We start from the raw sequence: 11,789 nt of genomic DNA on the forward strand, positions 1-11,789 counted from the left end.
GTCGCGGCGCCGCTGGGCGGGGCCGCGGCCGTGGCCTGGGCCATGGCGGCCGCCCATCTGGCCTACGCGGCCTGGCTGGCGGCGCTGGCCCTGGCTCCCCGGCGGGATCTATCCTAGCGTCCCCGCCCCGCTGCGGGTATATTCACCCCTTCGCGCGCCGCCTCGGGCGTCGCCCCCCATCCGACTTGAAAAGGAGAGAGGCCTATGCAGCGCACCACCACGGCGGTCATCGCAATCATCCTGATCCTGGCGACCATGCTCGCCGGCTGCAAGGACGGCGACGCCGCCGGCAAGAATTCCTCGGAAGCGAAGGACGTGGTCCAGGTGCCGGGACTGAACATCAAGGATCTGACCGTCGGCGACGGCCGCGCGGCCGCCAAGGGCGATTTCGTGACCGTCCACTACACCGGCTGGGTGTACACGGGTGGCCAGAAGGCCGCCGAGCCCTTCGACAGCTCCGTGACCCGCGGCGTGCCCGCGACCTTCCCGATCGGCACCGGCCGCCTGATCAAGGGCTGGGACGAGGGCATCCCCGGCATGAAGGTCGGCGGCAAGCGCGAACTGATCCTCGAGCCGGCCATGGGCTACGGCGATCGCGACACGCCGAAGATCCCGGCCAACTCCACGCTGATCTTCGAGGTCGAGCTGGTCGCCATCCCCGAGGTGCAGATGGCCGACACCGCGACCGGCAGCGGCCCCGCCGCCGAGTCCGGCGACGTCGTGCAGGTGCACTACACCGGCTGGCTGATGAAGGACGGCGTCAAGGGCGAGAAGTTCGACAGCTCGCTCGACCGCGGTTCACCGTTCGAGTTCCAGCTGGACGCCGGCCGCGTGATCCCGGGCTGGGACATCGGCGTCAAGGGCATGAAGGTCGGCGGCAAGCGCACGCTGACCATCCCGCCCGAGCTGGGCTACGGCGACCGCGACCTGGGCGTGATCCCGCCCAACTCGACGCTGACCTTCGACGTCGAGCTGCTGGGGGTCCAGGGCAAGGTCGAGGCGCCGGCCGAGTAAGCCAACGCAAAGAACCACAATTCGTTGCAACAGCAGGGCGTCCCGCGGTCGGGGCGCCCTGCTGGCATTGTGTCAGGCCGATCGTCGCGATTCCCCGCCGCGGCGACCGATGCCGGCGTCTCTCCACGGCGATTGTGATATAGTCGATTCAATAGCTCTCGCCATGTGCCGCGCAAGGGGGGACGACATGAAGGCTCGACGATTGATCCTGGCCTGCGCCTTGACGGCGCTGGGACTGGCGGCGTCGCCCGCCCAGTCCTTCACCTGGCCCCTGAACGGGGTCAACCTGGCTTGGCCCGCGAGTTCGCCCTACGACGTGCACCTGGTTCCCGACGGGGAGCAGGGAGCGATCTTCGCCTGGTGGGACTACAGGGACGGCGCCAACCACGTCATCGTCCAGCGCACGACCGGTCACGGTCGCGTCCTTTGGGGGGATTCCGGGATCATCGTCGCCCCCGGCGCGACGAGCCAGGCGCTACCGCGGATCGTGAGCGACGGCGCGGGAGGGGCCGTCGTCGTCTGGGTGGACTACCGCAACGGCAACCTGGACGTCTTCGCGCAGCGCTTCGACGCCGACGGCAATCGGCTGTGGACCATCGAGGGTGTGCCGGTCGTGGTGTGGCCCGAATCCCAGAGCAGCCTCGCCGTCGTCGGCGACGGGTACGGCGGCGCGATCGTGGCTTGGCTGGACGATCGCAACGCCGGCAAGGACGTCTACGCGCAGAGGATCACGGCATCTGGCGATGTGGCATGGGCGGACGGCGGCGTCGCGATCTGCACGGCGACCGACATCGCCGAGGGCCTCGCCGTCGCCTCGGACGCGCTGGGGGGCGCCGTGGTCGCCTGGACGGACTACCGCGCCGGGCCGGTCGACGCCGACATCTACGCGAGGCGCGTGTCCTACTATGGCTCTGTGCTGTGGAATGTCGACGGCGTCCCGGTCTGCACTGCCGCCAACATCCAGAACATGGTGAGCATCGTGGAGGACGGCGCCGGCGGCGTCATCCTGGCGTGGATGGACGGCCGCGGCGGCGCGGACCTCTATGGCCAGAGGATCGATGCCTACGGCACGACCCTGTGGACCGCCAACGGGTCGGTGATCTGCGCGGGCGTCGGTCAGAGCGTACCGCCGCGGACGGCGAGCGACGCTGCCGGCGGCGCCTTCGTGGTTTGGGAGCAGGGACTGTCCGGGGACTCCGACGTGAGGGCGCAGCGGATCTCCGGCGCCGGGACGCCCTTCTGGGCCGCCCCGGGCGTGCCAGTCTGCTCGCTTCCTTCCCTGGTCCGCGATCCGCAGGTGGAGGCCGACGGCGTGGGCGGGGCGATCGTCGCGTGGTACGATTACCGCGCCACCTACGCGGATATCTACGCGCAGAGGCTCGATGACGCCGGAGCCGACTCGTGGACAGCCGGCGGTGTCGCGGTGTGCTCGGCCAACGGTCACCAGTACTACCCGGCGCTGACGACGGATGGCGCGGGCGGGGTGATCGTCGCCTGGCAGGACGGGCGCGACCAGTCACCCCGCATGGCGGCTCAGCGGGTCGACCGCCACGGCTACTGGGGTTACCCGTCCCCGGACATCCGTTACGTGCGCGACGTGCCCGGGGACCAGGGCGGTTCGGTGGTCGCGGCCTGGTACGCCAGCCGCCTCGATCCCTGGCCCGCGATGGAGATCGCCGGCTACACCGTCTGGCGTGCGGTGCCGCCGGCGGTCGCCCGGACGAACCTGGCCGCTGCGAAGGCGCGGGTTGTGAGCGCGGACGCCGTGGCGGGTGAGGTCGGCGGCGTGTCCGCCGACGGGGGCGTTCCGGTCTACCGCCTGGAAGCGCTGACCGGGCGCACGTTCTTCTGGGAGCTGGTCGCGTCGCGTGACGCCTACCATCTCTCCGGGTACGCTGCGACTGTTCCAACGCTCTACGATTCCACCGACGCTTCTCCCGCGACCCAGTACTTCCAGGTCATCGCGCACGCGACGGATCCGTCCAGATTCTGGATCTCCGCGCCGGACAGCGGCGTGTCCGTGGACAACCTGGCCCCCGCCGCGCCGCAGGCGCTGGCTGGGCGGCTCCAGTACTCTCCGGCCGGTCTCGCCCTGAACTGGTCGCCCAACACGGAGGCCGACCTGGAGCGCTACGCCCTCTACCGCGGCGGCGATCCAGATTTCGTGCCGGACCCCGGCAACCTCGTGGCGACGGTGGCCGACACCGCGTACTTCGACGCCGACTGTCCGACGGCAGGGGCCTGGTACAAGCTGACGGCCCGGGACACGCACGGCAACGAGAGCGCCTCCGCGTTGCTGGACCCCGACCGGCTGACGCCGGTGGGCGACGGTTCCCCGCCGCCGGTCACGCGGCTGGAAGCCAACGTTCCCAATCCGTTCAATCCGTCCACGCGCCTCGTCTTCACGCTGCGGGAACGGATCCTGGTCGAGCTGCGCATCCACGACGCCGCGGGGCGTCTGGTCCGTGACCTCGCGGTCGGCGAACGTCCGTCCGGCCGGAACGAAGTGACGTGGGACGGCAGGGACGCGGCGGGACGCGAGGCGGCGAGCGGCGTCTACTACTGCCGGCTCGCGGCGGGCGATTACCGGGAGACCAGGAAGATCGCGCTGGTCCGCTGACGGTTCGGGAGCCTCCTGCTCCGCTCGCACGAGCGGCGCCCCTCCGGGGAGGGGCGCCGCTCTTCTGCTGCCAGTCGGGGCGTGATCGGTTTCGCGCCGCCGCTACTCGCCCTCGACCGGGATCCGCATCCGGTAGAACGAGCGCCAGACGAACGTCATCGACACCAGCAGGAACAGCCCCGACAGGAAGAGGACCAGGGCGGGGTGGTCGAGCCGCAGGGCGACCGCCAGCTCGACGGCGAGCAGGCCGAACAACGTCGTGAATTTGATGACGGGGTTCATGGCCACCGAGCTGGTGTCCTTGAAGGGGTCGCCCACGGTGTCGCCGATGACCGTGGCGGCGTGCAGGGGCGTGCCCTTCTCCTTGAGGTCGGTCTCGACGACCTTCTTCGCGTTGTCCCAGGCGCCGCCCGCGTTGGCCATGAAGATGGCCTGGAAGAGGCCGAAAAACGCGATGGCGATCAGGTAGCCGATGAAGAAGTACGGCTCGAGGAAGGCGAAGGCGAGCGTCGCGAAGAAGACGGCCAGGAAGATGTTGAACATCCCCTTCTGCGCGTACTGGGTGCAGATCTCCACGACCTTCTTGCTGTCCTCGACCGAGGCCTTCTCGGCGCCGTCGAGCTTGATGTTGCGCTTGATGAACTCCACGGCGCGGTAGGCGCCGGTGGTCACGGCCTGCGTCGAGGCGCCCGTGAACCAGTAGATCATCGCGCCGCCGCACAGCATGCCGAGCAGGAACGGCGGGTGCAGGAGCGACAGCTTGTCGAGGTTCTCGGTCAGGCCGTGGGTGAGCCCCACGATGATCGAAAAGATCATCGTGGTGGCGCCGGCGACCGCAGTGCCGATCAGCACCGGCTTGGCCGTGGCCTTGAAGGTGTTGCCCGCGCCGTCGTTCTCCTCGAGCAGGTCCTTGGCGTGCGTGAAGTCGACGTCGAAGCCGTGGTCGCGCTTCAGCTCCTCCTTGATGCCCGGGATGTTCTCGATCACCGACAGCTCGAACACCGACTGGGCGTTGTCCGTCACGGGGCCGTAGGAGTCCACGGCGATCGTGACCGGGCCCATGCTCAGGAAGCCGAACGCCACCAGGCCGAAGGCGAACACCGCCGGTGCGGCCATCAGGGCGCCCAGGCCCAGCGTGCTGACGCCGTAGGCGATGCCCAGCAGGGCGGCGATGGCGAGGCCCAGCCAGTAGGCGCTGAAGTTGCCCGCCACCAGGCCGGACAGGACGGTCAGCGAGGCGCCGCCCTCGCGCGACGAGGTCACGATCTCGCGCACGTGGCGCGAGTTGGTCGAGGTGAAGACCTTGACCAGTTCGGGGATGATGGCGCCCGCGAGCGTTCCGCAGGTGATGACCGTCGAGAGCTTCCACCACAGCGTGCCGTCGCCGAGGTCGCGGATCAGGACGTAGGAGGCGACGTAGGTGACGGCCACCGAGATGATCGAGGTCAGCCAGACCAGGGAGGTCAGCGGCGCCTCGAAGTCCATCTTCTTCGCCTCGCCGTAGCGGGCCTTGGCCACGGCGCCGTTGACGACGTACGACAGCCCGCTGGTGACGACCATCAGCACGCGCATCATGAAGATCCAGACCAGCAGCTGGACCTGCGTCGCCGCCTGGGGCACCGCGAGCATGATGAAGGTGATCAGGGCCACGCCGGTCACGCCGTAGGTCTCGAAGCCGTCCGCGCTCGGGCCGACCGAGTCGCCGGCGTTGTCGCCCGTGCAGTCGGCGATCACGCCGGGGTTGCGCGCGTCGTCTTCCTTGATGTTGAAGACGATCTTCATGAGGTCGGCGCCGATGTCAGCGATCTTGGTGAAGATGCCGCCCGCGATGCGCAGGGCGGCCGCGCCGAGGGACTCGCCGATGGCGAAGCCGAGGAAGCACGGCCCGGCGTAGTCGCCGGGGATGAACAGCAGGATCAGCAGCATCATCAGCAGCTCGACGCTGATCAGCATCATGCCGATGCTCATGCCGGCCTGCAGGGGGATGTCCATCAGGGGGAAGGGCTTGCCCTTCAGGCTGGCGAAGGCGACGCGGGAGTTGGCGTAGGTGTTGATGCGGATGCCGAACCAGGCCACGCCGTAGCTGCCGGCGATGCCGATGAGGCTGAACAGCAGGATGATGAAGACCTTGACCGCCGCGAACTTCAGCAGCACGGCGAAGTAGAGCAGGATGATGACGGCGATGAACAGCTCCAGCACGAGCAGCAGCTTGCCCTGCTGGATCAGGTAGGTCTTGCAGGTCTCGTAGATGAGGGCCGAGATGTCCGACATCGACTTGTGGACGGGCATGTTCTTGACGCGCTGCATCATGAGCAGCCCGAAGCCGATGCCCAGGACGCAGACGAGCAGGCCGGCCGTCAGCAGTCCGCGCCCCTCGGTCAGGGGCGGCAGGACCAGGTTGGCCTCGCCGCCGGGGGCGTGCTGGGCCAGGGCCGCCGGGGCGGCGCCGAGGAGCAGGATGAGCGCGGTGGCGGCCGCGGCCAGGCGGGCGGGCGTGGCGGACCCGGGCCGGGCGTGGTCGAGCGCACGGAACATGACGACCCCTCTTTCGGGATTGGCGACCTCTCGGCGGCCCGGAACCCGGGTGCGCCGGTGGCGACAAGCGTTGGCAGACCGTGGTCTGTTATCCCCGCCGGGCGGGGTGCTGTCAAGGATGGATGCACCGGGGCGGCCGGCGGGCCTCCGCCCGGTCGATATCGAGTCTCAACGATAATGTAACAGGTGGGAACTGCCAGGAGATTGTGTGTTCCGAAGTGGTTCCGCACGGCACGAAGCCTGCTTGACGAGGTGGTGACGTTGCCGGTCATCCTGTTTATTTCTTGACATAAGGTGTTTCGGAAAAAACATTTGTGGTGGATTCCGGGATCGACCCGGGCCGTACCACCACAGGGGAGAGTGCTCGCATGGCTCGATTCTATCTGGAAAAGGGCAAGGTAGCGGCGTTCATCGGCCATCTGCAGCAGCAGAAGACGGTGTACGCGCCGCACCGCAAGGGCCGCAACGCGTTCGCGTTCGCGCCGGTCGAGCGGCCGCAGGACGTGGTGCTGGACTACCCGCGGAGCGTCAGCTCGATCAAGAGGTACTTCCTGCCGCCGCGCGAGGAGCTGCTCAGCTTCAACCTGGTCGAGAACACCTGCGAGCAGCCGGCGGTCGCGCCGCTGGACGCCGTGTTCCTGGGCGTCCACAGCTACGACGTCCACGCGGTGCTGAAGCTCGACCACAACTTCGTGACGGGCAACCCGGAGCGGAACTACCTGACGCGGCGCCAGGGCGCGCTGATCGTCGGGGTGGGCTTCACGCCCGACCGGTTCCACTTCAGCGGCTCGGTGGGCATCCCGGCCGGCGACACCACCGGCTGCGACCTGTTCCTGCACCCGTGCGAGGGCGGCTACGCGCTCGAGGCGCTGACCCCCGGCGGCGAGGGCCTGATCGCCGGCTTCCCGCTGCCCGCCCACAAGGCGGGCCTGCCGGCCGCGGCCCCCTTCCACCAGCACATCTACGTCCCGCAGGCCAAGCTCAAGGACGTCCTGGCCCACGGCTACGACAGCGAGGTGTGGGAGGAGGAGGCCGAGAAGTGCACGAGCTGCGGCACCTGCAACCTCGTCTGCCCCACCTGCTACTGCTTCGACGTCGAGGACGGGGTCGACATCACGGTGACCCGCGGCAGCCGCGAGCGCCACTGGGACGGCTGCATGCTGCGCAGCTTCACCGAGGTGGCCGGCGGCGAGGTCTTCCGCGAGGAGCCGGCCGCGCGCCAGCGCCACCGCGTGTTCCGCAAGTTCAAGTACATCTCCGACGAGACGGGCGAGCCCTGGTGCGTGGGCTGCGGGCGCTGCACGGCGTCCTGCACCGCCGGGATCAGCATCGTCTCGATCGTCAACCGTCTGGTGAACGACTACGACGCCGTCAAGGCCTAGGTCCCGTCAAGGAGAGGCAAGATGACCAAGCGAGAACTCATCACTCCCGCCGCGACGAAGGACCTGTACCTGCCCGTCATGGCGGAGATCACGGACGTGCGGTCGATGACGCCGCTGGAGAAGCTGTTCGAGATCAGGCTGCCGGGCGGCGCCGACCTGGGGCACCGGCCGGGGCAGTTTGTCGAGGTGTCGCTGTTCGGCGTCGGCGAGGCGCCGATCTCGGTCTCCTCGTCGCCGACGAAGAAGGGCGCCTTCGAGCTGGGCATCCGCAAGGTGGGCATGCTCACCGAGATGATCCACCGCATGCAGCCCGGCGAGCGCATCGGCATCCGCGGCCCCTTCGGCAGCGGCTTCGACATGTCCAAGTTCAAGGGCAAGGACGTGCTGGTGGTCGCCGGCGGCATCGGCCTGGTGCCGCTGCGCTCGCTGATCAACTACGTCCTGGACAACCGCGGCGACTTCGGCCGGCTCATCATCTGCTACGGCAGCAAGAGCGACACCGACCTGCTGTTCGAGGAGGAGCGGCGCCTGTGGGAGAGCGACCCCCGGGTCGAGTTCCACCTCACCGTGGACCGCGGATCGCCGGGCTGGCAGGGCCGCACCGGCGTCATCACGACCCTGATCCCGGGCCTGGACCTGGATCTCCCGAACACCCTGGCCTGCGTCTGCGGGCCCCCGGTCATGTACCGGTTCGTCCTGCTGGCCCTGAAGTCCAAGCGCCTCCCCGAGGAGAACATCTACATGTCCCTCGAGCGCCGCATGAAGTGCGGCGTGGGCAAGTGCGGGCACTGCCAGATCAACGGCAGCTACGTCTGCCAGGACGGGCCCGTCTACCACTACCCCGACATCAAGGCACTCCGGGAGGCTCTGTGATGGCGAACAAACCGAGAGTCGGCATCTTCGACTTCACCGGCTGCGAGGGCTGCGAGCTCAACCAGCTGAATTTCGAGGATCAGCTCCTGGACATCCTGGAGCACGTGGAGATCGTCGAGTGGCGCGAGGCCATGGACGGGCGGTCCGAGACGCTGGACATCGCCTTCGTCGAGGGCGCCCTGTCGACGCCCGACTGCATCAAGCGGATCCACGAGATCCGGCGCAAGTCCAAGGTCCTGGTGGCCCTGGGCGCCTGCGCGGTGCAGGGCGGCATCAACGCCCTGAAGAACATCCGGCCCATCGAGCAGGTGCGCGAGGAGGTCTACGGGCAGGACAAGTACCTGTTCCCGACGTTGCCCGCGCTGCCGCTGAGCGCGGTGGTCAAGGTCGACGTCAACGTCCGCGGCTGCCCCATGACCCAGCTGGAGTTCCTGAAGGTGTTCACCGCCCTGGTCATGGGCAAGGCGCCCATCGAGCCCGGCAACGCGGTGTGCACCGAGTGCAAGCTGAAGGACAACGAGTGCGTCTACGAGAAGGGGATGATCTGCCTCGGGCCGGTCACCCGCGCCGGCTGCGACGCGCAGTGCCCCACCTTCGGCCAGTACTGCACGGGCTGCCGCGGCCTGGTGCCCGAGCCCAACATCGGGGCGATGGAGGAGATCCTGGTCGCCCACGGCCTGTCGATGGACGACGCGCGCAAGAAGCTGCAGATGTTCAACGCCAACCAGCTCGAGGGGGTCTCCTGATGGGCACCAACCTGGACATCAAGGTCCATCATCTGACGCGGGTGGAGGGCCACGGGGACATCGTGGTCAACATGCGCGACGGCGTGCTGGAGAAGGCGCGCCTGGAGATCGTCGAGGCCCCGCGCTACTTCGAGGCCATGCTCAAGGGCCGCAACTTCCACGAGGCCGCGATCATCACCTCGCGCATCTGCGGCATCTGCTCGCTCGGCCACCAGATGACCTCGTTCAAGGCCACCGAGCAGGCGCTGGGCCTGGAGGTCAGCGAGCAGACGGTGCTGCTGCGCAAGCTGCTGGTCCACGGCGCCACGATCCAGTCCAACGTGCTGCACGCGCTGTTCCTGGCCGCGCCCGACTTCCTGAAGGTCGGCTCGGTGTTCCCGCTGGTGGGCACGCACCCCGAGGTCGTCAAGGCCGCCCTGCGCATGAAGCGGCTGGCCAACGACATCGGCGAGGTGGTCTCCGGCCGCGCCGTCCACCCGATCTCCTGCGTGCCCGGCGGCTTCACGCAGCTCCCGTCGGCGAAGTCCCTGGCCGTGCTGCGCGAGCGCCTCGAGAAGCAGATGCTGCCGGACCTGGTCTTCGCGGCCGACGTCGTGGCGACGCTGGCGGGCGAGATCCCGGACTTCACGCGCGAGACGGAGTTCATCTCCCTGCGCAGCGACGACGACTACGCGCTCTACGACGGCGACATCTGCTCGACCGACACCGGCCGCGTGCCGGACAGCGAGTACCGCCGCATGAGCAACGAGTTCATCGTGCCCCACAGCACCTCGAAGCACTGCAAGGTCAACCGGTCCTCGTACATGGTGGGCGCCCTGGCCCGCTGGAACAACAACCACGACCGGCTCTGCCCCGAGGCGCTGGGCGTGGCGGCGAAGCTCGGCCTGAAGCCGGGCTGCCACAACCCGTTCATGAACACCGTGGCCCAGGTCGTCGAGTCGGTCCACTGCTGCCTCGACGCCATGGCCATCCTGGACCGCCTGCTGGCGGCCGGCATCCGCGACGAGGTCCCCAACCAGGACCCCACGCGCCACGGCACGGGCATCGGCGCCACCGAGGTGCCGCGCGGCATCCTGTACCACGAGTACACCTACGACCGGCAGGGCCGCATCACGGCCGCCAACTGCATCATCCCCACGGGGCAGAACCTGGCCAACATCGACGACGACATGGTCAAGCTCGTGCCCGAGGTCGTGGACCGCGGCGAGGCCGCGATCGCGCACCTGCTGGAGATGCTGGTGCGCGCCTACGACCCCTGCATCTCGTGCTCGGTGCACATGCTGGACGTGAAGTTCACGAGGTAGGAGCGGCGTGAAGCTCATCGCGGTCGGCAATCCGCTGTACGGCGACGACGGGGTGGGGGCGGCCGTCCTGGAGCGGGCGCGCGCCACGGACGCCTTCCCGGGCGCCGAGCTGATCGACGCCGGGACCGACGCCCTGTCGCTGATCGACCGCTTCGCGGACGAGGAGCTGCACGTGATCGTGGACGCGGCCCGCATGGGCCTGGAGCCGGGACGCGTCGTGCGCTTCGCCCCGGGCGAGGTCGCCCTGGGACTCGCCGGGGACCGGCTCTCGCTGCACGGGTTCGGCCTCGCGGAGGCCTTTGCCCTGGCCGAGCGCATCGACCGCCTCCCGCGGCGGCTGGTGATCGTGGGCGTGGAGCCGCAGACGCTGGAGATCGACCGGGGCCTTTCGGACGCGGTGGCGTCGGCGGTCCCCGAGGTGCTGGAGATCATCAAAGCGGAGGTTCATTCCGATGAAGCGGACCATCCTGGTCATTGACGACGACATCGACCTGGTCGAGATCATCCGGCTGACCCTCGAGAGCGAGGGCTTCGGCGTGATCGACGCCCAGAACGGCGCCCGGGGCCTGGAACTGGCCCGCGAGCGGAAGCCCGACCTGATCCTGCTGGACGTGATGATGGGCGAGATCGACGAGGGATTCCAGGTTGCCTACGAGCTGCGCAAGGGTGACAATACCAGGGACATCCCGATCATCATGCTGACCGCGGTGGCCGACCAGACGGGGTACGCCTTCGACCCGGAGAAGGACTCGGACTTCCTGCCGGTGGACGAGTACCTCGAGAAGCCGGTCAGTCCGCGGCGGCTCGTGGACCTGGTGCGCAAGCACCTGCCGCCGACGATCTAGGAGGCCATGGAGCGCAGAGCCGCGGGAGCCGCCGAACCGATCGCCCCCGAATCGGCCCACTTCGTCTCGGCCGCGTCGCTGCGCGTGCGCTCCGACTGGTTCAACCGCATGCGCTGGAGCGCCGCCCTCGGCGTCGCGCTGGTCTCGCTGCTGGCGGTCGAGTTCGGCGGCGTCACACTGCCGCTGCTGCCCATCCTGCTGACGGCCGCCGTCCTGGCGGCCCTGAACGCGACCTACACGCTGCGCAACCGGCGCGTGCAGGCGACCGACATCCGCGCCGAGCTGCTCGTCGTCAAGCTCCAGATGGTCCTGGACCTCCTGCTGCTGACGGTCCTGCTGAGCTTCAGCGGCGGGATCGAGAACCCCTTCCACTTCATCTACATCATCCACGTGCTGCTGGCGGGCCTGCTGTTCAAGGGGAGCGAGATCCGCCGCATGGCCCTGCTGGCGGGACTGCTGTTCACCGCCGA

General features: G+C 68.7%; 10 protein-coding genes. 9 read left to right on the top strand and 1 reads right to left on the bottom strand.

What is annotated here, in order from left to right; all coding sequences use genetic code 11:
- The first annotated feature begins 204 nt into the window (after positions 1-204).
- The gene (locus Q7W29_10460; GenBank protein ID MDO9172241.1) at positions 205-1,014 is read left to right on the top strand and encodes an FKBP-type peptidyl-prolyl cis-trans isomerase; all 810 of its coding nucleotides are present in this window, start codon (positions 205-207) and stop codon (positions 1,012-1,014) included.
- A gap of 187 nt (positions 1,015-1,201) precedes the next feature.
- Positions 1,202-3,634, top strand: coding sequence for a FlgD immunoglobulin-like domain containing protein (locus Q7W29_10465; GenBank protein ID MDO9172242.1), 2,433 nt, complete (start codon positions 1,202-1,204; stop codon positions 3,632-3,634).
- A 102-nt stretch (positions 3,635-3,736) separates the two neighbouring features.
- Here Q7W29_10465 and Q7W29_10470 read toward each other — a convergent pair whose 3' ends face one another.
- The gene (locus Q7W29_10470; protein ID MDO9172243.1) at positions 3,737-6,169 is read right to left on the bottom strand and encodes a sodium-translocating pyrophosphatase; all 2,433 of its coding nucleotides are present in this window, start codon (positions 6,167-6,169) and stop codon (positions 3,737-3,739) included.
- A gap of 368 nt (positions 6,170-6,537) precedes the next feature.
- Here Q7W29_10470 and Q7W29_10475 point away from each other — a divergent pair, with 368 nt between their 5' ends.
- From Q7W29_10475 to Q7W29_10505, 7 genes are all read left to right on the top strand, one after another.
- A complete protein-coding gene (locus Q7W29_10475) occupies positions 6,538-7,551 on the top strand; it encodes a 4Fe-4S dicluster domain-containing protein (GenBank protein ID MDO9172244.1) in 1,014 nt (337 codons plus the stop codon).
- 21 nt (positions 7,552-7,572) lie between these two features.
- Positions 7,573-8,424, top strand: a complete 852-nt coding sequence (locus Q7W29_10480) for an FAD/NAD(P)-binding protein (protein MDO9172245.1) — start codon at positions 7,573-7,575, stop codon at positions 8,422-8,424.
- A complete protein-coding gene (locus Q7W29_10485) occupies positions 8,424-9,170 on the top strand; it encodes an NADH:ubiquinone oxidoreductase (GenBank protein ID MDO9172246.1) in 747 nt (248 codons plus the stop codon). The genes Q7W29_10480 and Q7W29_10485 overlap by 1 nt, the downstream gene beginning before the upstream one ends.
- Positions 9,170-10,474: a Ni/Fe hydrogenase subunit alpha gene (locus Q7W29_10490; protein MDO9172247.1), complete on the top strand. Its 1,305-nt coding sequence runs from the start codon at positions 9,170-9,172 to the stop codon at positions 10,472-10,474. Before Q7W29_10485 ends, Q7W29_10490 begins: the two co-directional genes overlap by 1 nt.
- Before the next feature lie 7 nt (positions 10,475-10,481).
- A complete protein-coding gene (locus tag Q7W29_10495) occupies positions 10,482-10,952 on the top strand; it encodes a hydrogenase maturation protease (GenBank protein ID MDO9172248.1) in 471 nt (156 codons plus the stop codon).
- Positions 10,927-11,319 carry a response regulator gene (locus tag Q7W29_10500; GenBank protein ID MDO9172249.1) on the top strand — a complete coding sequence of 131 codons (393 nt, stop codon included), beginning with the start codon at positions 10,927-10,929 and terminating at the stop codon, positions 11,317-11,319. Before Q7W29_10495 ends, Q7W29_10500 begins: the two co-directional genes overlap by 26 nt.
- Before the next feature lie 6 nt (positions 11,320-11,325).
- Positions 11,326-11,789 (top strand): hypothetical protein (locus Q7W29_10505; GenBank protein MDO9172250.1); only part of this gene is annotated, 464 nt, incomplete at its 3' end.

Source organism: bacterium, from assembly GCA_030654305.1.
Lineage (GTDB): Bacteria > Krumholzibacteriota > Krumholzibacteriia > LZORAL124-64-63 > LZORAL124-64-63 > PNOJ01.

Excerpts from the sequence above, each read along its gene's own strand:
- Q7W29_10490 (MDO9172247.1), top strand. The coding sequence starts at position 9,170 with ATGGGCACCAACCTGGACATCAAGGTCCATCATCTGACGCGGGTGGAG.
- Q7W29_10480 (MDO9172245.1), top strand. The coding sequence starts at position 7,573 with ATGACCAAGCGAGAACTCATCACTCCCGCCGCGACGAAGGACCTGTAC.
- Q7W29_10500 (MDO9172249.1), top strand. The coding sequence starts at position 10,927 with ATGAAGCGGACCATCCTGGTCATTGACGACGACATCGACCTGGTCGAG.
- Q7W29_10460 (MDO9172241.1), top strand. The coding sequence starts at position 205 with ATGCAGCGCACCACCACGGCGGTCATCGCAATCATCCTGATCCTGGCG.
- Q7W29_10465 (MDO9172242.1), top strand. The coding sequence starts at position 1,202 with ATGAAGGCTCGACGATTGATCCTGGCCTGCGCCTTGACGGCGCTGGGA.
- Q7W29_10485 (MDO9172246.1), top strand. The coding sequence starts at position 8,424 with ATGGCGAACAAACCGAGAGTCGGCATCTTCGACTTCACCGGCTGCGAG.
- Q7W29_10475 (MDO9172244.1), top strand. The coding sequence starts at position 6,538 with ATGGCTCGATTCTATCTGGAAAAGGGCAAGGTAGCGGCGTTCATCGGC.
- Q7W29_10470 (MDO9172243.1), bottom strand. The coding sequence starts at position 6,169 with ATGTTCCGTGCGCTCGACCACGCCCGGCCCGGGTCCGCCACGCCCGCC.